This is a genomic window from Candidatus Defluviilinea gracilis (assembly GCF_057138825.1).
The window spans coordinates 243,435-269,511 of the sequence record NZ_DBNHEF010000079.1 but is presented as its reverse complement, the minus strand read 5'-3'; the positions used below and the strand labels follow the sequence as shown (position 1 = coordinate 269,511).

The following is a 26,077-nucleotide window of genomic DNA, read 5'->3' as shown; positions in this document are numbered from 1 at the left end:
TTCGCTGTCGCTCAGGGTGACATGCCAAACATGAATTACAATCCATCGCACGATGGATTCGCAAAACAAGATTGTCTCAGCGTTCGATAAAACTCTCCTCGTTGGTCTGGGATGCGGCGTCCTCGTGCTGTGCGGCATCATCGCGTGGTTTGCGTACATCGTTCAAAACTTGCCCATCCCATCAACTGAATCCACGCAACTCGCTCCACCAACACAAACCCCCAATTCTCCAATCCTCCAATTCTCCTCACCACTCCCTCCTCCCACCGAAACTCTATCTCCCACCTCCATCCCAAACTTCAACGACTCTCCTCCAACAGGAAAAATCGTTTTCGCCTGTTACATCAAACAGATTGACCAGATCTGCCTGATGAACGCGGATGGCACAGGGCGCGAACAACTCACAGACTTCGACGCGACCGCGTTCTACCCATCGCTTTCACCCGACGGGCAAACGATTTACTTTTCCTCCAAACGCAGCGGCGGATTTGAAATCTACTCCATCGGAATCAACGGCGACGGACTGCAACGCCTCACGCGCGATATCGGCAGTCTCTACGCCCCCGAACTTTCCCCCAGCGGAGAGTTGATCGTCTTCGCCAAATCGGGCGACGGACTCTGGGTAATGAAACCCGACGGCGATAACCCGCGTCCGTTCACGGATCGCGACGACATTGACCCCACCTGGTCACCCGACGGTTCGATGATCGCTTTCGCCTCCTCGCGCAGTGGACAACGTCAATTGTTCGTGATGAATGCCGACGGCTCGAACATTCAACAAGTGACCGACTTGAACAACGTGGGCGGACGCAGTACCTGGTCACCCGATGGGACTCGACTCGCGTTCTATCGCGGTCCCGCAGGGGACCACGACATCTACATCATCAACATTGACGGCACAGGGCTGGTGCGACTCACGCACGGCGGCGATAACCTCGGTCCCTCGTGGTCGCCCGATGGCATCTGGATCGCCTTCACCTCCTTCCGCGACGGCAACAACGAAATCTACATCATCCACCCCGGCGGGACAGGCTTGACTCGGCTCACGAATAACTCAATCTCCGATTGGCAACCGAGGTGGGGAAGGTAGGTTAGGGTTGCAAACATTTTCTGCACCCTTGTCGCGTATCCCAAAATAGGATATTATTACCAGTATGACAATAAAACAATTAGATTTTCTTGAACAGAAAAAAAATGGCATATCAAAAAGAATTCAAGGTGGGATTTCCACAACAGATGTCGTGGTGTCTGCTTCCGTTAATGGAAATTCCGAAATTTTTCCTCAAATACTCACTTTGCATGTTCCTGAAGGTTCAAAAATTGCTGACGTTACATATGGCAATGGAGTGTTTTGGCGAAATGTAGAATTGTCAAAATACGAACTTGCCAAGAGCGACATTGCTTCGGGTGTTGATTGTAGGAAATTGCCATATGAAAACGAAAGTTTTGACGCATTGGTTCTAGATCCTCCGTACATGGAAGGACTATTACGAAATAACAAAGAGCACAAAGCGGGAAACGGCTCGTTTTCCGCATTTAGAAATTATTATTCGAATGGCGATGAAGAAAATGGGGGAGCGAAATGGCATGCCGCCGTGACAGACCTTTATTTCAAAGCAGGCGCAGAAGCGTATCGAGTGTTGCGGTCAAATGGCGTACTGATTGTTAAATGCCAAGACGAAGTATCTGCGAATCGCCAGTGGCTCACACATGTAGAAATAATCAACCACTATGAAAAAATGGGGTTTTATACCAAAGATCTTTTTGTTGTGGTTAGAACAAATAAAGCAGGAATTTCACGATTGATTAAGCAAAAACATGCCCGAAAGAATCATAGCTATTTTCTTGTGTTTATCAAATTGACCAAGAACAAAAACGGAAAATCTTTGCCTCGTTCAAGATGATTTTTGTTGGATTAGTTTGTCAAGTAAAGCAAATGGGTTGTCAGTAAAAGGCGGTTGTAAAGCCCATTCAATGGTAATGAGAGATGGCAATAAATGTTTTCGCTGATAAGCTGTGTACTTTGAATAAGTGTTTTCAGGTAATTCTGAGTTGAGCGCAAAAGCAAAACGCCATTGTTCTCCAAAAGCAAAACAATTTACAGCCAATAAATCGAACTCGCCTCTGAGCAGGCAGGTTGTATTCAGTTTGGTTTTATTAGGAAACGTAACCACTCGTCTGTCACTTGCGTCAACTTGGGCTCTTCCTGTCCATTTTCCACTGCCAAGATTTTTCACGCTGTTTGTTTGCAAACTCTTAACTTCTATAAGAAAAGTATGACCTTTATAAACTATCCGTCGATCTCCTTTCTTATTCCTGTCATGATCGTCGCCTTTTTCTTTTTCGGAAATGTCAGGATGACTCAGGTATTTATCATGGAATTTCTTTTCTGCAACATAGCCCAATAAAATCCCACGTAAACTCGGATTTTGGTCCACAAGTTCAGTGAGTTCGCGCTCAGTTATTCCCCAACGCTTTAAAATCGATTGTGTTTTAACCACCATCAATCTCCAATTGCTGAATAATTGTTGCAGGATTTACCTTTAGAGCTTTACACACTTCAAGAAACTCGATGATATCTAACCGTCTTTCGCCGCTTTCGTATTTTGAGACAAAGGATTGTGGTTTTTCCAACAGAGTGGCAACCTCGACTTGCGTTAGTCCTTTTTTGCGCCTTGCATCAAGTAAAACATCTCGCAGTTGGTTATGTGCGTCGCGCCTTTTCATGAGCAAATTTTATATCCTAATTCAGAATATCCAAAATTAGGATATTGACTAGGTGTCGTAAAGCCAAGAATCTACCTAATAAAACGGACGATGGGTAAGGTGGATACCAAGGTCTATTTACGGTCCCCCCATCTCCACCGTCCAATAGCCTCCAAAACTGCTTGTCCTCACAAACACATACCCCACCCCGATCTCAGTGACGCGCGAATTGAGGACGTTGTCCCATTGAAGCGGATCGAGTTTCCATTGATTCATCGCGTCGCCTGGCAGACCGAAAGCGAGAAGTTCAACATAATACGCGGACGTGTATCCCGCGTTGAGCAGGCGTTTGCCAGTCCACAACCCGTCTGAGCCGCGTTGCTTGAAGAAATCGTTGCACGCCATGTCGAGGCTGTGACCCTGCGCGGCGGCAGTGAGTTGCGGATTCACCGTCAGCGCGGCGCGACCCACATCCGCGCGGGCTTGGTTGATGCGGTCAATCAGTTGTTGGACATACTCGGCGTTGGTCGTGTAATAACAATTCGTCGTGCCGATCTGCACCGACGTTTCGCCGACGGCGATCTTCACCCAGAATGTTTTTTCGATTCCAATCGGCACAAGCTCGCCGCGCTCGTTGAGCAACTTGAAACTGCCGAGATATTGACCGTCAATGGATGGCGCGACGAGATCAACGGAAATATCCACGTCTGATTTTGCGGCGGTCTCAGGGACGGGAACCGAATCGGGCGCGCTCATCCGTTCGCCTGAGGCGAAGACAACGGTATACCCTTTCCAGTCGCATGTGCCAGAGTTTTGCAACTTCCATGTTTTGGTGAACGATTCGCCCTTTTCGAAATTCGTGTTGTCGGGGATCGTCACATCTTCGACGAACGCCGCGCTGTCGCGGCAACTTGGCGTAAGCGTGGGAGCCGAGGGGTCGAGCGTCGCTGTCGCGGTGGGCGGAATCGGCGTCGGGACGGTGAGTCCCTGCTTGGTGGGCGGCAGGGTAGACGTCACGAAAAGAATCGGCGCATCCGTCGGCGCGCCTTCCGATGAAACGGTCACGCATGAAGAGAGGAGAATTAAGAGGAGTGGGAGAATTTTTTTGTACATATTACTCTCTGCCATGTCATTCTGAGGAGCCGCGTAGCGGCGACGAAGAATCTCCGTCACGTTGCGCGAGACTCTTCGGTCGCTGGGGAGCGCTCCCTCAGAGTGACATGGCGTCAAAACATTATCATCTGTGATTTGGATTTTTCGAGCGGATCGCTGGCAATCTGCTCCTCGAACGTCTCGCGCGTCAATACTGGGACTTCAAGCATGGCGCGCAATAAGCGATATTTCACCAGCCGATAATTTTTCAAACGCGCCGCGAGGGCGGGGTCGCGCCCCGCTTTGTATGCGATCAACGACGCGCGCCCGCCAGGGATGACGAGGATCGTCTGCTCGGGCGAATACGGTGTTTCGGCGATTGCGCGACCAACGAGGGCTGAAGCAAGCACATAAAAAGCAAACTGGATCGAACCGTTTTCCTCCCACACGTGATTTTTATCCGCGAGGCTGGTGGAATATCCCAACCGCTTGCCGACGAGTTCAAGCATCGGGATGATCGTATCGCGTTCGTTGCGCCGCGCAGAAGCGACATCCTCCGCGCGCAACTTCAACGACGCGCCGTCGCGCTCCGCGTAGGAATCCAACACCGCGTAGATCATCGCTTTCGATGGCGTGAGCAAACCCGTAAAGCGCGGATACAAGTCATCTTCGATCTCGAGATAAATGCTGTTCGGATTCTTTTGCAAGAACGTGACGATTGCAACCTCCACGCGGTCTGCGAGAGACTCGACGGAGCGCGGACTTAAGTCCGCCCCACGTTCGGCAAGCGGACTGAAGTCCGCGCTCCAGAGTCCCGTCTCCACACTCTCGCCCGACGAATAATGAACAAACCGTTCATCCTCCGACAACGCCGATTGGATCAACGCGTTCGTCGCGCGCATGGCTTCGTCGAACTCCTGCATTTTATTTTTCAACGCGTGCGCCTCCGCCAACGCGATCAACCCTGCCGCGTGGACGTGCAAATAACTCGCAGGTTCGCCGCGCTCGATGAGATGCGCATGGATCGCTTCGCGCACAACCGCGACATCGGGTTCATTGGCTTCACGTTTTAAATGCTCTCCGCGATTCCATAAAATTTGAATCGGGTCATGTTCGGTTCGCAACGCAACGCTTTTCAAATCGAATCCTGCCGCGCCTGCCGCCGTAAGCGCCGACGTGAGAAACGGCGGTTCAGGCTCGGGCATGAATCCAAAGAAGGGCGTGCCGAGCGGCAACAACTCAAACAGATGCGCGAACGCGGCGTGCAAAGCCGTCGCATTCCAAGCCCAGTCATACCGCCTACGACGCAGCGCGATCTTATATGGTTCCACCGCCTCGCGCCCCCACAGCCAACCCGCCCACAACGCCGAGAGAGTCCAAAACGCCTGATTGGGACGCGGCAATGAACCGATCACCGCGGCAATCGGAATTTCTTTTTTGACTTCATGCGCCAACTCTTTGAGACGACCTTCATAGATGCACACCCCTCCGCTTTCTGGAATCTTATTGGGCCACGCTTCAAACACGATGGGTGAGCCTGTTTCAGTCCAGAGACTTAATCCACGCTCCAGCATTTTCCACAAGTTGTGCTCGCGGAATTGACTCGGGATGTTAAGTTGTTTCGGTCGCGGACGTGTCGGCGGATGATCCCACAACGTGTTGCCCGCATCGCACGCAACGAGGATCAACGCGTTCAACGCGCGTTTGCGTTCAGGCGTGAGATTCAATCCGTCAATGCGGTTGATGACCGTCGTTAGAAAATACAACGGACGCGGCAGGTAATGTTGAATCGCTTCCTCTGCATAGACGCGGTCATCGTCGTCGAGTTTTGCCACGCGCTCGAATGCGCGCGAACGATGCAGACCATCCGTTGCGGCGAATTGTTTGGCGCGGTCAATATCTCCTTGCGTGGCAACGCGCTCGCCCGAGTCGTTGCACTGCGGGCAAGTGTAAAAGCGGGCGTGCGGCGCGTCCGCTTCTTTGCGCCACAAAAAATATTCGGCTTGAACCTCGCGACTGCATTTTTCACACGTCGTCTGATACAACGATTGCAAATGCGCGCCGAGTCGCTCGTCGCCTTTTTTGACGGTTTCGAGTTCAGCCAGCGCGGCTTTGAAGTCTGATTCAGATGGGGGATTCGCCGCGATCTCCAACAAGAATCGCGTGATGGGATTGTTCACCGTGACCAACACGCGATACCCTGCCCGCGCGGCTTCGAGGACGAGTCGAGGGGAGAATCCGAAGGGGTCGAGCAACCAACTTGAAGTCGGCGCGTGAAGCGGAAGCCAGCGGGAGATCACTCCCTCCTCCAGCGGAGGAATGAATCGCGAGAGCGGACCTGCATCCGCTGGCTTCGTCCCTGGAATGTATGGCTCAGGTTCCATACGTTAAGTATACATCCCCCGAGCAATAACGTCCCGTAGGTTTAATTGAGGCGGCTATTAACCGTAGTAACGACTCTGCGAAGCGCGCTGTGCGTCAGTCGTTTACTTCGCGGCGAAAGAGCGACTGAAGTCGCCACTACGACATTTAGCAATGATGGTTAATCGGAATGGGAGCCTGCGGGACGGTTGAACGCGGCAAAAATTTCAAACAATGGAATGGGTTGATACAACGTGGCAATGTGCTCGACGCGAGCGATGCGTTTGAGTTCGCGTTTGATCTCGGCGATGCCGCGTTCGTGATACGCGCCCGAATATTCAGAGCCTGCGAGTTTGCGCCCGATCTGATAGAGAATATTTTCAGTCGGACCCGATACAACGAGTTGACCGTTCGGTTTGAGCAGATTCATCAATTCCGAAAGCGTTTGCGGCAGGTCTTGCACATGTTCGAGAACGTCGAGCGCGTTGATGAGGTCGAATGATTTTGGGGGGAGATTCGAAATGGGGATTTGATTTGCATCGAAGACTTGCACATTCGCGGCGAGAGGGATGTATTGCTTCACTTGTTCGAGTGGGTGCAGATCAATGTCAATCGCGGCAACATGTTTGCTTTGTTGCGCCAGAAACGGGAGCATCACGCCACTTCCGCAACCGAAATCGAGAATGTGTTCATACGGCGCGGACTGTTCGATATGATCCATCGCGATATGCAGTCGTTGCCAAAACAGCCAATTGATGAGTGCGTTGGCAGATGAATATGCGGGAAAGCCCGCTTCGTCGAGTCGTCCCTTTTCAGAGTCGGCAAGCACCTTGCGAATCGCGGAACGGTAGCGTGTTTTGTAGGCGTTGAATGAGGAGGAGTCCATGATATGGTGAAAATCCTTTACCACGAAGGCTTGCGCTGACGGTTCGTCTTTCGCTCACCGTGTCGAAGTGACGCGACAGTCACAATGGTTTGACGAATGGCGCAACGGGATGACTTCTTTTGCGCCATCTTTCGTGAAAGTCAAAATGGAAGAACCATAATGATCACGCAACTCACTTTCGTGTACTTCGTGTCCTTTGTGTTTAAAAAGAATCTACGGCATCGCCCCATACGTCGGCGCGCAGACGATATCGTAGTATTCAAGTTCGACAGCTTTGTTCTGTTCCGCATACTCCGCGGCTTGGTTGCCGATCTGACGAACCGTGTCAATGTTCGCTGAAACTTGATAGGGCCAGTATCGCGGGATGACCATACGCGGGTCGTTCACATAACCCTCGGGAAGAAACGCGGGACGCGCAGGGTCGGGCTGGTCGGCGAGCGGAATCCAGTTGTACATCACGGGTCCGCGCGGGTTGATGGTGAAGCCAAGACGATAGTTGTATTCGCGCGCGAATTGCACCGGGCGGATTCCGAAACTGCCGCCGGGCCAGATGATGCCAACGGGAGTTTTGCCGAAGTTGGTTTGCAGGTCGGCGATGGATTTTTCAAATTCAGTGCGGATGAATTCATCGGTGGATGAATCGCTCATGTTGATGTTGTGGATGTAGCCGTGCGATTGATGATCCACCCAGCCTTCTTTTTCCAAAGCGATGTTCGCGTCAATGCTGATCGCGCGCGGTCCATCTTCTAAACTGATCCAGCCGTTCACCACTTGCCAGCCCCATTCATTGAAATAGGGACGGAAATGATCGTCGAAATATTCGCCTTGATGACGGTCGTCGGAAATGAGCAAAACAGAACGCGCGGGTATCTTTGCATTGCGATCCATGAAGTCTGCCATCTGGGTCATGTTGATGGCTTCGAAACCTTGATCCTTCAGATCCTTCATCATCCGTTTGAAATCGGGCACGAGGATGTCGTTGGGGTTATCCACCGAGTCTCTGTTAATGCCATGGAACATGATGACCATCACGACCGTCCCGGGCGCGGCGTTGGTCGAACTCCATTTGTTGAGCAGATATTCGCACGAGTCTTGGATGTACGTATGCGGAACATCCAGCGGATTTATTTGACTCGCAACAAATATGGATGGCAACATCGGCGGTGTGCGGATCGCGGTCGGAGGGGGAACTGGGGTGCCCGTAGGAAGCGACGTCGGCGTCGGCTGGAGTTGCGCGAACGCAGTGCCAAACGCCTGAGTGAGCGCGGCGCTCATATCCTGTGTGGGAGGGGGAGTCGCGGGGGCGCAGGCGCTGAGAGTGAGGGCGAGCAGGCTGAGGGAGAGGAAGATGCGTTTCATTTGAAAGTGAACAGTGATCAGTGAATAGTTATCAGTAAATCGCAAATCCAAAATCGTAAATCGTAAATCGTAAATCCAAAATCGTAAATCGTAAATCGAATTACTCTTCGCTTTTTCCCGAAATGAAATCATCCACTTTTTGTTTGGCAGTTTCATCGCGGAATTGTTTGGGAGGCGTCTTGAAAAAATACGATGACGGCCCGATGATGGGACCCGCGAGTTCGCGGTCGAGCGCGAGTTTGGCGCAGCGGATGGCGTCGATCATCACGCCCGCCGAGTTGGGACTATCCCACACTTCGAGTTTCACTTCCACGTTGAGCGGCACGTTGCCGAAGGTTGTGCCTTCCATGCGGATGTAACACCACTTGCGGTCGGTGAGCCACGGCACATGGTCGCTGGGACCGACATGCACGTCCTTTGGGTCCATCTGATACGGAATCATGCTTGTCACCGCGTTGGTCTTTGAAATTTTCTTGCTCTCGAGTCGTTCGCGTTCGAGCATGTTGAGGAAATCGGTGTTGCCGCCGAAGTTGAGTTGATAGGTGCGGTCGATCTTCACGCCGCGATCCACGAACAGTGTGGCGAGTTGACGATGCAGAATTGTCGCGCCGACTTGACTCTTCACATCGTCGCCGAGGATCGGCAGACCCGCATCGGCGAAGCGCTTGCCCCAATATTCGGACGAGGCGATGAACACGGGAATCCCGTTGACGAATGCGCATCCCGCTTCGATAACTTGCTCCACATACCATTTGGTCGCCATCTCAGAACCAACGGGCAGGAAGTTGATGACCACATCCGTTTTTGTGTCGCGTAGGAGTTTGGCGATGTTGGCGGTGGAGCCAGGCGCCTTCTGGATCATGCCGCTCAGATATTTGCCCAATCCGTCGTGGGTCATGCCGCGCACAACGGGGACGTTGAGTTTGGGGACGTCGGTGAACTTGTAGGTGTTATTCGGTTCGGCAAAGATCGCTTCCGAGAGGTCTTTGCCCACTTTGGTGGCGTTCACGTCAATGCCGAGGGTGAATTCAATATCTTTCACGTGATAGTCGGCGAGCTGGGTGTGCATGATGCCGGGGATGATGTCATCCTTTTTAGCGTTCTTATAGAATTGAACGCCTTGCACGAGCGAAGAGGCGCAGTTGCCCACGCCGATGATCGCCACGCGTACTTTTTTTTGTGCCATTGTGAGTTCTCCTTGTGTTTCAATGAAGTTGCTTGGTAGGTATTTTGCCTGTGTTGTATAATCTATGACAATGATAACCAACGAGCGGTTAGACCATTTGGAACGCCTGCTTGAAGTGGTGCGGGGTTTGACGACAGCGCCCGATATTGAATCGTTTCTTCAAACCGTGATCACCGAAGCCAGCGAGATGACCGACAGCGCGTTCGCTTCGATCCTTGAATATGATAAGGAGGCGAAGGAATTGCGCTTCCTCTCGATGCAATGGATCCATCGTGAATTGCTCCGCCCGGTGGGCGTGCCGATCGACGGCAGCGCGGCAGGTTGGGTGTTCCGTCATACCCAGCCGCTGATTATACAGGATACGAGAATCGACCAGCGGCATTTCAAGGCGCCGGACCGCGTCTCGCAATACGATACCCGCTCTCTGGCGGCGGTTCCCCTGGTGGTGCGCGGCGAAGTGATCGGCGTGATGGAAGCCATCAACAAAAAAGATGGCGCGCATTTTACCGAGGAGGATTTGGCGATCCTGGGCACATTGGGCGCGCTTGCCGCGCAGGCGATGCGGAACTTTACGCTGATGCAGGATGTCAAACGGGCGCGGATCGAGTTGGCGGAACTTGAACGCCTCAAATCAGATTTTATCGCGATCACGTCTCACGAACTGCGCACCCCGCTTGGTTTGATTCTGGGTCACGCCACATTTTTGCGCGAACTGATCGGCGAGACGCACGGCGAACAACTCGATACCATCATCCGCAACACAACGAAATTGAAGGAGATCGTCGAAAACCTGGCGGATGTGGATAATTATCGGAAGGGATCCTCGCGTGTGCGCAGTCATCAGGTTTCGATGACGCGCATCGTGGAAGATGTTGCGCTCACCTTTCAGGATGAGGCAAAATCGCGGAACATTACGTTGCAAGCCGAGACCGGCAGTGACCCATTGTACATCGATGCCGACGGGGTCAAGATTAATATTGCCTTGAGCAATCTGGTGAAGAATGCGTTGCAATTCACCGACCCTGGGGGGGTGGTGAGCGTCAAAACGGGCGAAGAGTCGGGATATTTGAAAGTTTCAGTGACGGATAGCGGCATCGGTATCCCTGCGCGCGATCTGCCGCGCGTGTTCGAGCGCTTCTTTCAAGTGGAGACGCACCTCACGCGCCGGCACACAGGGATGGGTCTTGGACTCGCCGTGGCAAAGGCAATGGTTGAACTGCACGGTGGGCGTATCTGGGTGGAGAGCGAGGTGGGGAAGGGGAGCACGTTCACCTTCTTGTTGCCGGTTCAACAGGCGGGGAATCCGGTCAAAGCAAAACCGTTCTCGGAATAAAACAGGGTTGACGCCCTTTATAATTATCGCGCCATGCCTCCTCAATATCTTGTGCTTGGAAACCTGACGCGCGAATTTTTACTCCCTGCCAGCGGCTCGCCGCGGTTGGATGCGCCGGGCGGAAGCCTGTTGTACGCGGGGGCGGGGGCGAGAGTGTGGGTGGGTGAATCAGATGTAGGCTTGGTGGGACGCGTCGGGGATGATTATCCGCGCGCGTGGTTGAACGACGTCAAGGGACGCGGGTTCGATACCGCGGGGGTGAAAATCCTTCCGCAGAATCTTGATGCGCGTGAATTCATCTCGTATAGCGAATCGTTCGAACCCAACCCAGCCAACCCGGTTACGCAATTTGCGCGGCGCGGGATGACCATTCCTAAATCTTTATTTGGTTATCAGCCTCTTGAAGAACGCGCGGAACAGGAATCCCGCCGGCTTGTGGTGACGGATATTCCCGAGGAGTATCTCTCGGCTCGCGCGGCGTTGATTTGCCCGATGGATCTTTCCACGCAGAATCAATTGATCGCCGGTCTCAAGCGTGGGAGCGCCCACACGATTCTGCTCGCTCCTTCCTCTGCGGATATGAACCCCAAAGCGAAGCGCGCCCTGCCGGTATTTTTAAGCGGGGTGACAACGCTTTTGATTTCACAAGAGGATTTGCGAGGTCTTTTCTGGGGTGAGACGCACGATCTGTGGGCGATGGCGGAAGCTGTTTCGCTGTACGGATGCGAATATGTGGCGATTAAGTGCGGCGCGCAGGGACAATTGTTGTATGCGGCTGGGGCAAAGAAAAAATACGAGATCCCCGCTTACCCGTCCAGGCTTGCCGATCTCACCGGCGCGGGTCATGCGTTCAATGGCGGTTTTCTCGCGGGCTATTGCAAAAATTACGATCCGTTGGAAGGCGTGTTTTACGGAAGTGTCTCCGCATCGTTGAAATTGGAGGGGAGCGGCGCGTTCTATCCGCTAGATGTGTTGCCGGGGCTGGGGGAGGCGAGGTTGAATGTGGTCAGGGGGATGGCGAGGGATGTTTGATCTGCGCTGAGCGGAGTGGTAGCGAAGTCGAAGCGTGAGTAATTGGTGAGTGGTAATTCGTGATCGAGAATTAGAGAATTGGAGAATTGAGATTGGAGACTGGTGACTTGAAACTTGCGGAGCGTGTGATTGAGTTGGCGATTCAGATTCAACAAATCCCTGCGCCGACGTTTGGGGAGGGGAAGCGGGCGGAGTTTGTGCGCGGGTTGTTCGAGAGGGAGGGGTTGGAGGATGTGTTCGTTGATGAGGTGGGGAATGTGTTGGGGCGGTTTCAGGTCAAAGGTCAAAGGTCGCAGGTCAAGCCGCTTGTCGTTTCCGCGCATTTGGATACGGTGTTTCCCGTCGAGACAGATTTGCGTGTTCGGCGCGAGGGAAATAAAGTGTTTGGTCCCGGCATCGGAGATAACTCGCTTGGCGTTGCCGCGTTGTTTGGGCTGTTGTGGGGGTTGAGGGAAGGCGCGATTTTACCCTCACCCCCAGCCCCTCTCCCTCAGGGAGAGGGGAGTCGTGATGTGTGGTTTGTGGCAAACGTTTGCGAGGAGGGACTTGGCGATTTGCGCGGGATGAAAGCGGTCGTCGAGCGTTTCGGCGCGGAGGTGGCTGGCTATCTCGTCCTCGAAGGGATGGCGTTGGGTTGTGCCTATCATCGCGGCACGGGTGTGAAACGATATCGCATCACGGCGAAAACTGCGGGCGGACATTCATGGTCGGATTTCGGGAGCCCTTCGGCGATCCATGAGTTGTCGAAACTTGTGGTGGAATTGACTTCGATGAAGTTGCCCGAGTCGCCGCGCACGACGATGAACGTGGGGAAAATTTCTGGCGGCACTTCGATCAATGTGATCGCGTCCGAAGCGTGGATGGAGTTGGACTTGCGCTCGGAGGGGCAGGAGTCGCTGACGGAGTTGATCTCGAAGGTGGAGAAAAAGATCGAGGAGGCGAACCAGCCCGACGTCGCGTTTGAAGCGGAGGTGATCGGGCAACGTCCCGCCGGTGAAATCTCCGCAGAGCATCCGCTCATTCAACTCGCGCAAGAGTGCATCCGCGAGCAGGGAATGGAGCCAACGCTCACGTCGGGTTCAACAGACGCAAACATCCCGCTGAGCAAAGGCTATCCCGCGCTCGTGCTGGGAATCGCCACCGGCGGCGGCGCGCATACGACGAATGAATTTATCAATCTCAAACCAATTGAAAAAGGATTGGAGCAGTTGGTGAGGTTTGTGGGGGGAGTGATTGGAGATTAGAGGATTAGAGGAATAGAAGAATAGAAGAATAGAAGAATAGAGGATTAGAGAATTGGGGAATTGAGATTGAGGATGGCGCGGCGCAAGTTCCACGTGTCCCCATAGCGGACGTGATTGACCCAGCCTTGCGCGGAGGCGGTTAGTTGGTCGCGCGCAATTTTTCCACCATGATATGCCAACAACAAGCGACGATATTTTCTTTGAAAGGCGATCCCTTTTCGTTGTTTCAATCTTCGGTGAGTTGGAAAGACCGAGAACCCGAGGAATGGGATCCCCTCCGTGACGGGACGCGCCTGCGCTTTGTTCTCGTGGAGCGTCAGCCGAAATTGTTGCAAGCGTTGGATGATCCTGCCGCGCCATTCGAATAGTTCACCTTTGTCGTTCGAAAACAGGAGGAAATCGTCCACGTAGCGGACGTATGCCTTGCAATGCAGTTCGCGTTGAACGAAGTGATCGAACGGATTCAAATAGCAGTTCGCCCAAAACTGACTGGTGAGGTTGCCGATGGGCAAGCCGCGCGGACGATGCGCCGCAAAAAGGGTATCGCCTGGGAAGTAGATCATTTCGTATTCTTCAGATAAAATGCCGATGCCGCTTTGCAGTATTTTTTCGACCAGCCAGAGAACATTTTTGTCTTCGATTTTGGTTCTCAGCGTATCGAACAAGACTTCATGATCTATGCTTGGAAAGAACTGGCGGATGTCGCAAGTCAACACGTAGCGAAAGCGGCGGGCGAATTGGGTTACACGGTCGAGGGCTTTATGCGTGCCTTTGCCGATGCGATTTGCGTAGGAATCGAAAATGAATGATTGTTCAAACAAGGGTTCGATCAGATTGCACAAGGCATGATGAACGACGCGGTCGCGGAACGGCGCGGCGGAGATCAGCCGTTTCTTGGGGTCATGGATGTAGAAACTGTGATACTTGCCCGGGGCGTATGTTTTTGCGCGAAGTTCATGTTGCAGTTCGAGCAGGTTATCTTCCAGCCGATACTCGAACTCTGCCACGTTTGCATGCCCGCGCTTGCCTTTGCTGGCTTTGCGGTAGGCGAGGAGCAGGTTTTCCCATGAGTGGAGTTGTTGGTACATGAGGGTGAACGTCTCGCAGGTTGTATGAACTGATTGAATCGTTTCCAAAACCTGCGGGACGGCGAGTACGTTGCCCCGCCTCAGATCCTGGGCAAAGCCGAGGGATTAGGAGACGGGGCTATTCTATATTTGCCCAATCTCATTGCGAGATTGGCCAGGAATACGCCCCGCCATTTTTCTAAGGAGCCTCAACTGTGAAGGCTCAGCCCGCACAGGCATTTCGGCAAAACAAGAAAAGCGTGGACACCACCACACGAAACCCCTGATTGTTGTTCCTGTTATCAGGGTTGTTCCTGTTCCGATACGCACAACGGACGTTCCTCTCATTATTGTTGAACGCGCCGCCGCGCGCCACGCGGTGATGTTCGGGCATATCCCCGCAACAGCGGTACAACCGCGGGTTGCTATGGGGTAGTCACTTTCTTCCAGCCGCCTAGCAGTTTCCCGATCTCCGTAACCATCGCCGCTACATGATAGTATTGCCCTTGGGAAAGCCATTCCCATTTGGCGGCAAGACGCAAGTAGGTCCGCACTTTATCGAGCGATTCATCTGCCGATTTAAGAAAGGCTAACCGTTCCTTTCCCATTCGGTGATTAGCGGCTTCCAGTTGTTCGCGCAGATCGAATGCCGCATCCAGTAATCGCTTTGTGAATGTATGCCGGTGCGCGGTGGGGAAGTGATTTGTAATTGGCAACAGCCACGTGAGAAAATCGAACGTGCGTGTGAAGATGGGCATTTCTTGTCCGCTCATGGATACCTCCAAAAACCAAAAAATTTTTTTAAAACCAAGAGAATCAGAGCCTCAGAGAACCAGAGACTTCAGAGAACAGAGTTTAGAAAAATGGGGACACCACCACACGAAACCCCCGATAGTCGTACCTGCCAACAGGGAAGCCCCAGCACCGATACGCACAACGGACGAGCCTCACATCATAGCTGAACGCGCCGCCGCGCGCCACGCGGGGAGCACCTCCATCCAAATTATTCTTCTCGTTTTTTCCGTAGTTTTCATAATTCTCAGTCCACTGTGTAGCGCACCATTCCCACACGTTGCCGCTCATATCGAGCAAGCCATGCGGGCTTTGCCCGCCGGGGAAACACCCCACCGCGCTGGTAGACCCGATGATCATATTATTGTTCACTTTCTCCTGATCGAACTCGTCGCCCCATGGATACCGCAAGCCCTTTTCACCGCGCGTGGCTTTTTCCCATTCGACTTCAGTGGGTAGGCGCGCTTCCCATGTTGCGAGATCGAGTGAAATATTTTTGATCGAGTCTTTGTCCCATAGTTTCAACGCGATGTTTTCGTTTCGCATTTTGTCTGTCAGCCAGCGCGTGTAGGCGACGGCTTCATACCATGTGACGTTGACGATGGGATGGTTCGGCAGGTCGAACGCGCCGCCTGATTTGGGCGGTTTATCCTGTTTTGCTCGTTTCAGCCATTCCTTTCCGCTGTCCGTATACCACTTTCCGTTCGTATATCCTTCGGGGTCGGCCGCGAACAGATCGAATTGGGCATTAGTAACCGGATAACGGCTGATGAAATAGTTCTGTTTGATGTTGTATTCAAATTGCGGTTCTTCGTCATCATAGGCATCTTTGTCGTTTTTCTTACTGCTTCCCATAATGAACTTGCCTGCGGGGATTTCGCAAAACAAGAGATCGGTTGTTACGCCTTCGCGCGGGTCGCCGAGTTTGGCGAGGGTATCCCCGGCTTCGGCGCGTTCGCGCGGGATGAGGCGGCTTTGTTCGAGCAATTCTTTCAAACGAGTTTGAACGCGCGGCAGTAGCTCTTTTCCCAATTCGGAACGTTCGGCGCGGTTCAAGCCGATTTCGAGCAAAATATCTCCCGCCAGCCAGACCCTGCTCCATTCCTTATCATCGTTACACTCGCGGCTTGGGCATAACTCGGCTACCAGCGCCAGAGGTCCATCAATCGAACCGCGAATATACACGCGCCGGCTGACCGCCCAAAGGATCACCTGCCGCCAAAGAAGTTGATTATCGGCAAGTTCTTTTGCCAGAGCCGCAAAATCATCCCTCGAATCGAGATACGAGCCAGCCAGAAATTCCTGAAAGGAACGATGAGGAAAGGTAAAGACGTTGTTGTCGCGTTCGAGCAGTAATCCCGCCCGCAGTTTCATGGCTTCGATCACGCTTGCCGCCCAATTCAAATCGCCCTTGTTGATGGAGGCTAATCCTTTTTGCAGGCTGAGTTCGCTAATGCCCGCCAGCGACTCCGGGTCTTCGCTATTGATGTCGGTTTGCGCGTGCGCTTCATAGGCAAGTTTGCAGATCACTTGTTCAAGGTCGGCGTCCGCGCAGTCCGCCTCCAACATCAGCTGCCGCAGGCGCGCCGCCTCGTGTCCCTTGCTGGATTGTTCCCATTGCCAAAGCAGGATTTCAACGGTTTCTTTGTATAACAACGCGCGGGCATCGGGCAACCGTCCTTTGTGCGTGTTGACCACCGCCATTACGGTAAGCAATAGCGGGTTCGGGGCAAGTTTGCTTAATTCGCGGCGGCGGACGGCGCTCTTAAGACCCAGATTCAGTTCATCCGCTGTTTCGGTTGTCAGGACGCCCAGGGCTGTCAATTCTTTGTACCAGGCGTCGATGAAGGATTGCATCTTTTTGTTGTCGAAAGGCGCGAGTTCGAATTCGGGAAATCCCGTCAGGCGTAAATTCGGCTCTCCATCTTTCGGCTCCACATAAGAAAGGATACGGCTGGTCACGACGAAGCGATTCTTTGAAAATCGTTTTACGAAGGCATGCACCGCGTCGCGCACGAACACGCGCTGGGGGATCGTGGACACTTCATCCAAGCCATCGAAAAACAGGATGACTTTTCCCTCTTCCAGTAATTCCTGAATGGGCTTGGATGCTTTGGATAGGTTTTGATCCTTCAATCGTTTTTCGATGAAATCCCAGAGATGATGAGATTCGGCTCGTTCCGGTACTTTCTTGAAGGCTTTCACAAAGTCGCGCAGGATCACGATCACAGGTAGAAGGTCAGCGTCTTCCTTTTTCCAATGTTTGAGCCTGTCGGCGGTATGGGTTGAAAGACAATATGTAAGGAAATTGACAAACGTAGACTTTCCGCTTCCGGGGTCGCCTTTGATGACCAGAGATCGGTTGTCAACTACCGCTTGCAGGGAAGAGAGCGGGTTGGTCTTTCCTTCTCGTTGTGGAAATTCCAACTCAACATCAGGCGATAAGCCTGTTGCGTCAGCCATGTCCCTTGCTTGTTTTCTTATCTTTCCACGCGTCTCTTCGAATTCCACTTGGGCGGTTGTGTCTAAATCTATGTATACGTTTGCCAGACCAATGGTTCGTTGTGTGTTCGGGTCGGACGCGGTTAGGTCAATACCGCGCATTGAAATGCTGGACGTGAGGCTGGCGAGTACCGCGCGATAGGCTTTCAGGGCGTCTTGTGGACTGTGCAGGGCAGGTCCCCTGTACACGTTTCCCTCGATATATGTCCCCGCGTGAATAATACGATTGTTTCTACCGGTTTGAACGTTGCCATCTTTTACATCCCCTTTTACGAGAATGCTGTCATCCCCAGCCTGCATGGACGAAGCGTCAATCTCCCCGATCGTGATCGAAATCTCCTCGGCGAATTTTGTATCCCGTTCGAGAATCTTCCTGATCTGATATTCAAAAGAATCCCGGGCGCCCTTGTCGTCGGGCGTTGTTTTCAAATCCTGGATGATCTCTTTCGCCGCTTCCTTCTCTTCCACCTTGGGTTTGAACTTTTCCCACAATGCGCTTGCGAGTTTTTTTCCCGCTTCCCCGGCAAACGCCTCCCCGCCCTTCACGAGGTACGGTATCAAAACGGTCGCCACCTGTTGCGCTAAAAGAGCAATGTCAATATCCACAATCTGCCTCCGCTACTCTCCAGTCTCTACTCTCCAATCTCTCCCCCCAATTCTCCAATTCTCTAATCCTCCATCACTCCCCAGTCTCCAATCTCCAATCCCCAATTACCAATTACCACTCACTCCCTCACCCACCCTTCAACCCCACCACCTCAAACACCTCCAGCGGCTGTGCCTTGCCCTTTACCGTCAGCGGCGCGAAGGGATTTGCTTCCACTTCATCTTTCACGCGCTCGTACGCCTCTTTGCTGATGAGGATCTGATTCTTCGCCGCGTTTTCCTGAATGCGTTTGGTCGTGTTCACGCTGTCGCCGAGCGAGGTGAATTCGAGTCGCTTCTCGGTGCCGATCCAGCCAAGGACGGCTTCGCCGTAGTGAATGCCCACGCCGAAATCGAGATGCGCCTCTTTCGGTAATTCGGAATGTAATCGCGCAATCGCCTCGCGGATCGCCAACGCGGACTTCACCGCCCGCAACGTGTGATCGGGTTGCAGGATCGGCGCGTTGTACCACGCCATCACCGCATCGCCGAGGAACTTATCCACTGTGCCTTCCTGTGCCAGCACCGCGTCGGCCGCGGCGGCGAGATATTGATTCAACACCGCCACCAATTCTTCCGGCGAATGTTTTTCGCTGTACGAGGTGAAGCCGCGCACGTCTGCAAACAACACGGTGATAAAAACTTTTTTGCCGCCCACTTGCAAACTGTTCGGGTCGATCTGGTCGAGCACGGCGGGCGACACCATGCGTTGCAACAGTCCGCGCTGGGCTTCGAGTTTTTTGCGCTCGGTCAAATCGTCCAACACGATCGCCACGCCCTGCGTTTTTTGTCCCGCGTCTTTCAACGGCGAGAGATTCAAACGCCAGTCAATGTTGCCGCCTTCGGCGCGCGATTGGCTGAGTTCAAGCCCGATGACCGGCTTGTCGCTTTTTCGCACCGACTCAAGATGCGGGATGATGTTGCTCGCAAACGTAGGCACAACTTCATCGATCTTCCTGCCGACGATCTCCGCGGATGCCTGCCCCAAAATGGACGCGGCGGCTCGATTACACAGGGTGATCTGGTCCTCCACGTCGGCAGTCAACACGCCCGAAACGATGGAGGCGAACACATCGTCCATGAGGTTTTTGAGTTCGGTCACTTCGGCGAGCGTGCGCTTGAGGGAGGAGAACAGCCGCGCGTTCTCGATGGCGACAGCGGCTTGGTTGGCGAACGCGATTAAAAGGTCGCGGTCCGATTCGGAAAATATTCCCGTGCGGATGCGGTTGTCGGTGTAGATCACGCCGGTCAGTTCGGTCTTCACCATGAGCGGCACGCACAAAATGGAGCGCAGGTTGAAGGCGATCACGCTTTCCGTGCCGCTAAAGCGTTTGTCTTCGAGCGCGTTGGTGGTGAGGATCGCCTCGCCGGTGTCGATCACTTTTTGCACGATCGTGCGGCTGATGTTCGATTCGTTCTGATTGATCGACTCCTGTTCCCAATTGCGCGCGATGCGGATGACCATCTCGCCGCGTTCGTCGCGCAACATGAGGAATCCGCGCTCGGCTTCGGTGAGGCGGATGATGGTGTCCATCACGGCTTGGAGCACTTCGTCGATCTCGAGCGTGGAGTTGACCACCTGCCCGATCCCCGCGAGCGCTTGCAAGTGACTGAAGCGTTGTTCGAATGGGACGAGCGCCTCGCTGATACGCTGGAGCGAGGTGTCGAGAGTTTTCAATTCTTCAAGAGTTTGGGGAGTTGCGCCGGCGCTGACCGAAGCGCGGATCTTCTCTGCCTGCTTGGTGACTGCGATCACCTGGTCATTGATCGTGATGGCTTTCGCCTTTGCCGTGATCGTCGCCATGAAGTTTCCTTTGAGCCTGGCTAGGTTCTGGGTGAGTATTTGCCCGTCCAAAAGTGACGGATGCGGGCAAGGGTGATCTGTGATCGCAGGGCGAACGCCGCGCGCCGCGCTTCCACGGGGTCTGCTGTTCTGGAAGTATAAAGGGATGTTTGGTGTTCGTCCAGAAGTATTTTGATGCGCGAGGCGGCGTCGGGGATGATTTTTGCAAGTTTCTCGGCGCGTTCGATGGGCGTGGCGTCTACTTGCGCTGGCGCGTTCATTTGCCGCAAGCCGAAGTTGACGCTTTCGAAGGATTTTTCGATGGGAGAGAGTCGCGCCCAGCGTTCCCAGTTGAGGATCCAACGCGGGGTTTCAATGCCGCTCCGTTCGATGGTGGCGCGCACCACGGAAGGCAAACGATCGGAGAGCGAGTAGCGGCGGTTGAGGAAAAACGCCGCAACGGCGATAACGATCAGCGTGAGGAACAGATATAAGGTCGGAAGAAGCGAGGCGGGTCGGGTTGTCCCAGCGTCCACAAGTTCATCTTCCAATCTCGGGTCGATGGGTTCCTCGGGGAGTTGTTCTTCGCCGATCAATGTGCCGGGGTTGAGCAAGCCGGCCGGCGAATCGTCCTCGCGCGGCGCGAGCGGGCGGTCTAACGGGGCTTGGTTGCCGGTGGGTTCAAATTCCACCCAGCCGATACCGGGGAAGTAGACCTCGGGCCAGGCGTGCGCGTTCTCCTTGCGGACGGTGAAGGTGTTGACCTCGATCTCCTCCACTTCGCCGGCGAATCCCTCTCCGGATGTGGAGCCTGTTCCCTGCGCGAAGCCGACCGCCATGCGAGCGGGGATGCCCAGCGCGCGAAGCATGAGTATTTCTGACGAGGCGTAATACACGCAATAGGCTTGCTTGTGTTCGAAGAGTATCCATTCGAGTTTGTTTGCGCCGCGCGGCGCGGAAGGGATGGTCGGCGAGTATTCGATGTTCGCGCGCAGGTATTGCGTGATGGCAAAGGCTTTGTCGTAGGGGGTTTCGGTGTTTGCGGTGATATCGAACGCGAGGGCGCTGATGAGCGGCGAGAAATCATCGGGGAGTTGCAGGTATTTGTCGGTGACCCATTTTGGGTACTCTGTTCCCGCCGCGCGCAGAGCCTCGATGGTGGGGTTGTTCAGCGCGGCTTTCACCTGGTAGGTTTCGCCCGGCAGGATGCTGGGGGTTGCGTTCCATGAAACGATATCGAGTTGATCGCCGCCGGGCGCGGTGAGCATGGAACCGGGCCGGCTGACCCAGACCGGTTGCGAGGGGGAGTATAACAACGAAATCCGTTGTTCGCCGGTGTCGAAGTTAAACATCGCCGCGTTGGTATCGTTTACCCCGGGCAGTGGGTTGGCGGGGGAATATTCCTCGCGTGTTGTGCCGGTGGTGTACCACTGGTCGTTTGAAAAATAATCGTATGCGCGCCCGCGCCAGTAATAACGCGGCGGTTTTTTGTCGAACGCGAGTTCGGGCGCTTCCACTTTGAACATCAAAACATCGGACAGTGGGAAGCCCACGCCCAGTTCGAGCTCGGTGCCGAAGAATTCGCCGGGTCTTCCGCCGCTCGGAGAGTCCAACGCGCTGACGGCATTCTCAAACCGTTCGGTAAAATTTTTCCAGGGTTCTGAAACGCGGTTCCAGGCGCGGCGCGCGGCTTCGACGCGCAGGATGGAGGAGGGAGTCAGCCATGCCGCGAGGAGGATGAGACTCGCCATGATCGCCATGCCGCCGGTCAGGTCGATGCTGTTTTCGGGCGAGAGGAACACCCGCGATTGTTTCCATTGTGATTGCTGGTTTAGGAAGTTCAGCCTTCCCAGGAGCAGAAGCGCGAAAAGAATGAAAAAGCCGATCAGCAACAAGCGGCTCGCGATCGCGTTATCGTAACTTTGGATAATGAGAACCCCGAGAAAGGATGGCAGGCTGGCAAGCAAAAAGTTCTGGTGGCGCGTCAGGGCATAACCTGCCGAGGCGCTCAACGCCCAGAACATAACCGACATCATGGCGATAAAGAACAATGGGTCTTCAACGGGACGGCGCGCGACAAATTCCGAGATCGAAAAAAGCAACCTGCCGCCGACGCTAAGCAGTTTTTCCTCCATCTTCACAGGTCCCTCGATGAGGGAGGTCCATAAGAGTGGAAGCAGGAGGAGCATGTAGAAGAAGGACAGCCAACGCGCTGTGCGGCGACGGAATGTGCTGTAACCCAGCGAAAGTCCAATGGCGGAGCCCATCCAGGTGAAGCCGCGAATCAAGCCCAGATCCTCTGTCCATTCGGTGGCGATGAGGCGCGATGCGGCAATCTGCAAAAGGAGGATCAGCAGGATAACGGCGGTCCAATCCCACCAGCGCGAGAGAGGGGCTTCGGGCGATTTTTTCATCGGGGGGTAGTGTACAATACAACGAGGTGACACGTCAAATACTGGAGAGGGGTATTTCTTGAACGTTCTGCCGCAAGGCATCGGAAATAGGCGCTTGACGCAGTTGTCGCGCTTTTCTAAATTGATCGCGCAACTCTCTACCGTGCATTTGCACCGCTAAGTGTCGCCATGGCGCCATGCGACACCCGCAAAGAACGCAAAGAAAACCTTTTTCACTTGGCGACCTTAGCGCGCTTTGCGGTAAAAATCTTCTCATGTGCGGTAATCTGATTACGAATCAAAATGCCAGGGCAACGTGAACGTTGCCGTACTTTGCGACAATGAGGAGGAAGAGATGGGTTCTTTGATTCAAAACGGGATCGATTGGATCCTTGCCATACAATCGCTGGGCGGCTGGCTCGAAGCGCCCCTGAAATTTTTTACGTTCCTCGGTTCGCAGGATTTTTTCTTCCTCGTCCTGCCGTTCATTTACTGGAGCGTAGACGCCGGGCTGGGCATGCGCGTGGCGGTTGCGTTGATCGCCAACGTGAGTTTGAATTTCTACATTAAGTTATGGTTTGCAGGTCCGCGTCCGTATTGGGTGAGCGCGGAGGTGCAAGGGCTGACGGCTGAAACTTCGTTTGGGGTTCCCTCCGGGCATACCGAGAATGCGGTGGCGGTGTGGGGGACGATCGCCGCATGGATCGGAAAGCGCATTGCATGGGCGCTGTCAATCGCGGTCATTTTCCTCGTCGGCTTCTCGCGTCTCTACCTCGGCGTCCATTTTGTTCACGATGTGCTGGCGGGTTGGGCGCTGGGCGCGGCGGTCTTGTGGCTCATCCTGCGGTTTTGGGATTCAGCGGCGGCGTGGTTGAAAACAAAACCGGTCGCCACTCAAATGACGTTGGCGTTCGCGGTTTCTTTGTTGATGATCGCTCTTGGATACGTCAGCGCGGCGCATTTGGACGGTTACACCTTCCCGGAGGAGTTCCGCGTCAATGCGCTTCGCGTCTCCGACGAGTTGCCTGCCCCGGCTTCCCTCGAAACGATCGTCACCTCCGCGGGGACGTTCTTCGGTCTCTTCGCCGGTTTGGCGTGGCTCCTCTCACGGGGCGGGTATCAGGCAGACGGTCCGGGCGCGAAGCGGGCGCTGAGATTCTTCGTCGGCTTGATCGGGGTTTTCATCCTATGGCGCGGGTTGGGAGCGGTGTTGCCCGATGGGGAAAGTCTCGTCCCGTTGATGTTGCGATATTTGCGTTACACGCTGGTCGGTTTTTGGATCTCCGCCGGGGCGCCGGAGTTGTTTTTTCGTTTCAAATTGGCAGACCCGAAGATATAGGGGAATGCAGTTGATATAATCCCAAATCTAGTCCTATTCTCTGGGAGCATAACGTTTTCGATGACACTTGAGCGAGGCGCGTTACTTCATAAACGATACCGCATCGTTGAAATTCTTGGGCAGGGCGGCATGGGTTCCGTCTACCGGGCGGTGGATGAAAACCTTGGCGTGGACGTTGCCGTCAAGGAAAATCTGTTTACCACCGACGAGTATGCGCGGCAATTCCGGCTCGAGGCGGTGATCCTTGCGAATCTTCGCCATCCGAATCTTCCGCGCGTAACCGATCATTTTGTCATCGGCGATCAGGGACAATATCTGGTGATGGATTATATCGAGGGGGAAGACCTGCGCCAACGCATGGAGCGCATGGGCAACATCACAGAAGATGAAGCCGTGCTCCTTGGCGCGGCAATGTGCGACGCGCTCCAATATTTACACACGCGCAAGCCGCCGATCCTGCACCGCGATTTGAAACCGGGCAATGTCAAAATTACCCCGGATGGACATGTCTTTCTCGTAGATTTTGGCTTGGCAAAAGTGTTGCATGGCAGTCAGGCAACCACCACCGGCGCGCGCGCCATGACGCCGGGCTATTCTCCTCCGGAGCAATACGGCACAGCCCGCACCGATCCGCGCACAGACATTTATTCGCTCGGCGCCACGTTGTACGCGGCGTTGAGCGGCATCATCCCGGAAGATGGTCTCGCCCGCGCGATGGATAACACGCAACTTACGCCGTTGCGTAAACGCAACAGCAAGGTATCGCGCCGGCTTGCCTCCGCGATCGAACGCGCGATGGGCATCGACCCGGCGGAACGGTTTCAAAATGCGGAGGAGTTCAAAAATTCCCTGTTAGGTTCCAAAGGCAAGACCCAGCGCCTGCCGGGCGATTACGTCATCCAGCCGGCGCCGGCGGAGGACAGGTCTGAACCGTACGAGATGGGCGCGATCGAACGCGCGTCTACGCCGCCGGACATGAGTCCATCAGGCGGATTGCTCTCGCCCGAAGAGGAGGGGCCCATCTTTAAGCCTCCAAAGCGGAAGAAGAAAGGGTTCATCCGCCGGTTCGTTACCGCTGTTTTATGGCTGTTGTTGATCAGCGCGGCAGTGATCGTGGGCGCGGCGCGTTTTGCGCCGCAGTTCATCCCGCCCGCGTTGCTCGACACGTTGGAATCGCTTCACCTCCCATTCCTGTTTCCGTCCGCGGTTCAGACGAATATTCCCGCGCCAACCGCAACACCGACCGCCACCGAGCCGGCGGTGGAAGCCACGGCAACGGTTCAATCCACCTTCACGCACACTCCCACAAAACTCCCCACCGCAACGCTGAACCCGACCAGCACCCCCACGGTCGATCCCTCGTCGCTTGGCGAGCCAACCCAAATTGGCGGAACGATCGGGCAGGTCGCCTTCGCATCCGCGCGGTTAGGGATTCCACAAATCTTTATCATCAACACCGATGGCTCAGACCCCGTCCAACTCACGAACCTTGAACTAGGCGCGTGCCAGCCATCATGGTCGCCGGATGGGGCGCGGTTGGCGTTCATTTCCCCATGCCGCGCGCGCGGTGAAGTGCATGAAAACATCTACTCTGACGCGGGGATCTATCTCATTAATGCCGATGGAAGCGGATTGGCGCCCCTCACCGAGACTCTCGGAGCAAACTTCGACCCTGCCTGGTCGCCCGATGGGACGCGCATCGCGTTCACGTCCAACCGCGATGGGCGAAACGAAATTTACACGCTGGAGATCGCCAGCGGTCAGGTGACCCGGCTCACTACATCGGATGGCAGTATCGAAAGCGCGCAACCTTCCTGGTCGCGCGATGGCAGGATGATCGTCTACACCGTCAAACGTTTCGACGCCTACCAAGTCTGGGCAATGTCTGCCAATGGCGAAGACAAGGCGCAGTTGGTCCGCAGTGGACAACAGTTGTGGGATTATTTGCCGTTCTGGTCTCTGGACGGTTCCACCGTGTTTTTTAACCAGCGGAACCTCGCCCCAACGCGCCCGTGGTTGATGAGCATTCCGTTCGCGGGGCATGATACCCTGACCCCAACTAAGCTGGCGTTGCCAACGCCAATTGAGGATGTGGAATTTTCGCCGGATGGATTATGGATCATCTTTGAAAGTTCGAGCGGCGACGGCAACCGAGACATTTATTATTCCACAGTGAGCGGCGGCGACCGCATGCGTCTCACCGACGATCCCGAAGTGGATTTCGACCCAACCTGGCGACCGGTTACTGGTCAATAACCCTTCGCGTTGCAAATCGAAACAATGCCTGCCTCTAATTAACTACAGAGTGCTTTTGGACGCAGACCCTTGCACCGCCCGCAAGGGCAGGTGTAAACGTT

20 protein-coding genes are annotated in these 26,077 nt (G+C 54.3%); 7 read left to right on the top strand and 13 right to left on the bottom strand.

Annotated elements, in window-relative coordinates; genetic code table 11:
• The first annotated feature begins 52 nt into the window (after positions 1–52).
• Both AC16KF_RS16700 and AC16KF_RS16695 read left to right on the top strand, forming a co-directional pair.
• Positions 53–1,090 carry a DUF5050 domain-containing protein gene (locus AC16KF_RS16700; protein ID WP_484038488.1) on the top strand — a complete coding sequence of 346 codons (1,038 nt, stop codon included), beginning with the start codon at positions 53–55 and terminating at the stop codon, positions 1,088–1,090.
• A 64-nt stretch (positions 1,091–1,154) separates the two neighbouring features.
• Positions 1,155–1,904, top strand: a complete 750-nt coding sequence (locus AC16KF_RS16695; protein ID WP_484038487.1) for a DNA methyltransferase — start codon at positions 1,155–1,157, stop codon at positions 1,902–1,904.
• Here the strand turns inward: AC16KF_RS16695 and AC16KF_RS16690 are convergent.
• From AC16KF_RS16690 to AC16KF_RS16660, 7 genes are all read right to left on the bottom strand, one after another.
• On the bottom strand, positions 1,896–2,504 hold the full coding sequence (locus tag AC16KF_RS16690; protein WP_484038486.1) for a restriction endonuclease: 609 nt from the start codon (positions 2,502–2,504) through the stop codon (positions 1,896–1,898). The genes AC16KF_RS16695 and AC16KF_RS16690 overlap by 9 nt on opposite strands.
• On the bottom strand, positions 2,494–2,727 hold the full coding sequence (locus AC16KF_RS16685; RefSeq protein ID WP_484038485.1) for a helix-turn-helix domain-containing protein: 234 nt from the start codon (positions 2,725–2,727) through the stop codon (positions 2,494–2,496). Before AC16KF_RS16685 ends, AC16KF_RS16690 begins: the two co-directional genes overlap by 11 nt.
• A gap of 117 nt (positions 2,728–2,844) precedes the next feature.
• A complete protein-coding gene (locus AC16KF_RS16680; protein ID WP_484038484.1) occupies positions 2,845–3,819 on the bottom strand; it encodes an NBR1-Ig-like domain-containing protein in 975 nt (324 codons plus the stop codon).
• A gap of 113 nt (positions 3,820–3,932) precedes the next feature.
• On the bottom strand, positions 3,933–6,182 hold the full coding sequence (locus AC16KF_RS16675) for a hypothetical protein (RefSeq protein WP_484038483.1): 2,250 nt from the start codon (positions 6,180–6,182) through the stop codon (positions 3,933–3,935).
• Positions 6,183–6,340: 158 nt separating this feature from the next.
• Positions 6,341–7,045 carry a class I SAM-dependent methyltransferase gene (locus AC16KF_RS16670; protein WP_484038482.1) on the bottom strand — a complete coding sequence of 235 codons (705 nt, stop codon included), beginning with the start codon at positions 7,043–7,045 and terminating at the stop codon, positions 6,341–6,343.
• A 213-nt stretch (positions 7,046–7,258) separates the two neighbouring features.
• Positions 7,259–8,404, bottom strand: coding sequence for a polysaccharide deacetylase family protein (locus AC16KF_RS16665; RefSeq protein WP_484038481.1), 1,146 nt, complete (start codon positions 8,402–8,404; stop codon positions 7,259–7,261).
• A gap of 100 nt (positions 8,405–8,504) precedes the next feature.
• Positions 8,505–9,590: an inositol-3-phosphate synthase gene (locus tag AC16KF_RS16660; protein ID WP_484038480.1), complete on the bottom strand. Its 1,086-nt coding sequence runs from the start codon at positions 9,588–9,590 to the stop codon at positions 8,505–8,507.
• A gap of 64 nt (positions 9,591–9,654) precedes the next feature.
• Between AC16KF_RS16660 and AC16KF_RS16655 the strand changes: the two genes are divergently transcribed.
• The 3 genes from AC16KF_RS16655 (at position 9,655) to AC16KF_RS16645 (ending at position 13,199) form a co-directional block, all read left to right on the top strand.
• Complete coding sequence (locus AC16KF_RS16655) at positions 9,655–10,923, top strand: GAF domain-containing sensor histidine kinase (RefSeq protein ID WP_484038479.1); 1,269 nt, start codon at positions 9,655–9,657, stop codon at positions 10,921–10,923.
• Between the two features lie 33 nt (positions 10,924–10,956).
• Positions 10,957–11,955 carry a carbohydrate kinase family protein gene (locus tag AC16KF_RS16650; protein ID WP_484038478.1) on the top strand — a complete coding sequence of 333 codons (999 nt, stop codon included), beginning with the start codon at positions 10,957–10,959 and terminating at the stop codon, positions 11,953–11,955.
• Positions 11,956–12,047: 92 nt separating this feature from the next.
• Entirely contained in the window at positions 12,048–13,199 is a 1,152-nt protein-coding gene (locus AC16KF_RS16645; protein WP_484038477.1) for a M20/M25/M40 family metallo-hydrolase, read from the top strand.
• Positions 13,200–13,243: 44 nt separating this feature from the next.
• On the opposite strand, the gene AC16KF_RS16640 is transcribed toward AC16KF_RS16645, so the two are convergent.
• From AC16KF_RS16640 to AC16KF_RS16615, 6 genes are all read right to left on the bottom strand, one after another.
• Positions 13,244–14,287, bottom strand: coding sequence for a reverse transcriptase domain-containing protein (locus AC16KF_RS16640; RefSeq protein ID WP_484038476.1), 1,044 nt, complete (start codon positions 14,285–14,287; stop codon positions 13,244–13,246).
• A 202-nt stretch (positions 14,288–14,489) separates the two neighbouring features.
• Entirely contained in the window at positions 14,490–14,660 is a 171-nt protein-coding gene (locus AC16KF_RS16635; protein WP_484038475.1) for an SUMF1/EgtB/PvdO family nonheme iron enzyme, read from the bottom strand.
• A gap of 31 nt (positions 14,661–14,691) precedes the next feature.
• On the bottom strand, positions 14,692–15,039 hold the full coding sequence (avd, locus tag AC16KF_RS16630; RefSeq protein WP_484038474.1) for a diversity-generating retroelement protein Avd: 348 nt from the start codon (positions 15,037–15,039) through the stop codon (positions 14,692–14,694).
• A gap of 82 nt (positions 15,040–15,121) precedes the next feature.
• A complete protein-coding gene (locus tag AC16KF_RS16625) occupies positions 15,122–18,166 on the bottom strand; it encodes an SUMF1/EgtB/PvdO family nonheme iron enzyme (RefSeq protein ID WP_484038473.1) in 3,045 nt (1,014 codons plus the stop codon).
• A 127-nt stretch (positions 18,167–18,293) separates the two neighbouring features.
• A complete protein-coding gene (locus AC16KF_RS16620; protein WP_484038472.1) occupies positions 18,294–20,009 on the bottom strand; it encodes an adenylate/guanylate cyclase domain-containing protein in 1,716 nt (571 codons plus the stop codon).
• Between the two features lie 20 nt (positions 20,010–20,029).
• On the bottom strand, positions 20,030–22,402 hold the full coding sequence (locus AC16KF_RS16615; RefSeq protein WP_484038471.1) for a transglutaminase-like domain-containing protein: 2,373 nt from the start codon (positions 22,400–22,402) through the stop codon (positions 20,030–20,032).
• A gap of 334 nt (positions 22,403–22,736) precedes the next feature.
• On the opposite strand from AC16KF_RS16615, the gene AC16KF_RS16610 reads away from it, so the two are divergent.
• Both AC16KF_RS16610 and AC16KF_RS16605 read left to right on the top strand, forming a co-directional pair.
• A complete protein-coding gene (locus tag AC16KF_RS16610) occupies positions 22,737–23,720 on the top strand; it encodes a phosphatase PAP2 family protein (protein WP_484038470.1) in 984 nt (327 codons plus the stop codon).
• A 60-nt stretch (positions 23,721–23,780) separates the two neighbouring features.
• Positions 23,781–25,976, top strand: a complete 2,196-nt coding sequence (locus AC16KF_RS16605) for a protein kinase domain-containing protein (protein ID WP_484038469.1) — start codon at positions 23,781–23,783, stop codon at positions 25,974–25,976.
• Positions 25,977–26,077: the final 101 nt, after the last annotated feature.

Excerpts from the sequence above, each read along its gene's own strand:
- AC16KF_RS16685 (WP_484038485.1), bottom strand. The coding sequence starts at position 2,727 with ATGAAAAGGCGCGACGCACATAACCAACTGCGAGATGTTTTACTTGAT.
- AC16KF_RS16620 (WP_484038472.1), bottom strand. The coding sequence starts at position 20,009 with ATGGCGACGATCACGGCAAAGGCGAAAGCCATCACGATCAATGACCAG.
- AC16KF_RS16670 (WP_484038482.1), bottom strand. The coding sequence starts at position 7,045 with ATGGACTCCTCCTCATTCAACGCCTACAAAACACGCTACCGTTCCGCG.
- AC16KF_RS16700 (WP_484038488.1), top strand. The coding sequence starts at position 53 with ATGGATTCGCAAAACAAGATTGTCTCAGCGTTCGATAAAACTCTCCTC.
- AC16KF_RS16695 (WP_484038487.1), top strand. The coding sequence starts at position 1,155 with ATGACAATAAAACAATTAGATTTTCTTGAACAGAAAAAAAATGGCATA.
- AC16KF_RS16640 (WP_484038476.1), bottom strand. The coding sequence starts at position 14,287 with ATGTACCAACAACTCCACTCATGGGAAAACCTGCTCCTCGCCTACCGC.
- AC16KF_RS16690 (WP_484038486.1), bottom strand. The coding sequence starts at position 2,504 with ATGGTGGTTAAAACACAATCGATTTTAAAGCGTTGGGGAATAACTGAG.
- AC16KF_RS16665 (WP_484038481.1), bottom strand. The coding sequence starts at position 8,404 with ATGAAACGCATCTTCCTCTCCCTCAGCCTGCTCGCCCTCACTCTCAGC.
- AC16KF_RS16615 (WP_484038471.1), bottom strand. The coding sequence starts at position 22,402 with ATGAAAAAATCGCCCGAAGCCCCTCTCTCGCGCTGGTGGGATTGGACC.
- AC16KF_RS16650 (WP_484038478.1), top strand. The coding sequence starts at position 10,957 with ATGCCTCCTCAATATCTTGTGCTTGGAAACCTGACGCGCGAATTTTTA.
- AC16KF_RS16605 (WP_484038469.1), top strand. The coding sequence starts at position 23,781 with ATGACACTTGAGCGAGGCGCGTTACTTCATAAACGATACCGCATCGTT.
- avd (WP_484038474.1), bottom strand. The coding sequence starts at position 15,039 with ATGAGCGGACAAGAAATGCCCATCTTCACACGCACGTTCGATTTTCTC.
- AC16KF_RS16675 (WP_484038483.1), bottom strand. The coding sequence starts at position 6,182 with ATGGAACCTGAGCCATACATTCCAGGGACGAAGCCAGCGGATGCAGGT.
- AC16KF_RS16660 (WP_484038480.1), bottom strand. The coding sequence starts at position 9,590 with ATGGCACAAAAAAAAGTACGCGTGGCGATCATCGGCGTGGGCAACTGC.
- AC16KF_RS16610 (WP_484038470.1), top strand. The coding sequence starts at position 22,737 with ATGGGTTCTTTGATTCAAAACGGGATCGATTGGATCCTTGCCATACAA.
- AC16KF_RS16655 (WP_484038479.1), top strand. The coding sequence starts at position 9,655 with ATGACAATGATAACCAACGAGCGGTTAGACCATTTGGAACGCCTGCTT.
- AC16KF_RS16635 (WP_484038475.1), bottom strand. The coding sequence starts at position 14,660 with ATGCCCGAACATCACCGCGTGGCGCGCGGCGGCGCGTTCAACAATAAT.
- AC16KF_RS16680 (WP_484038484.1), bottom strand. The coding sequence starts at position 3,819 with ATGTACAAAAAAATTCTCCCACTCCTCTTAATTCTCCTCTCTTCATGC.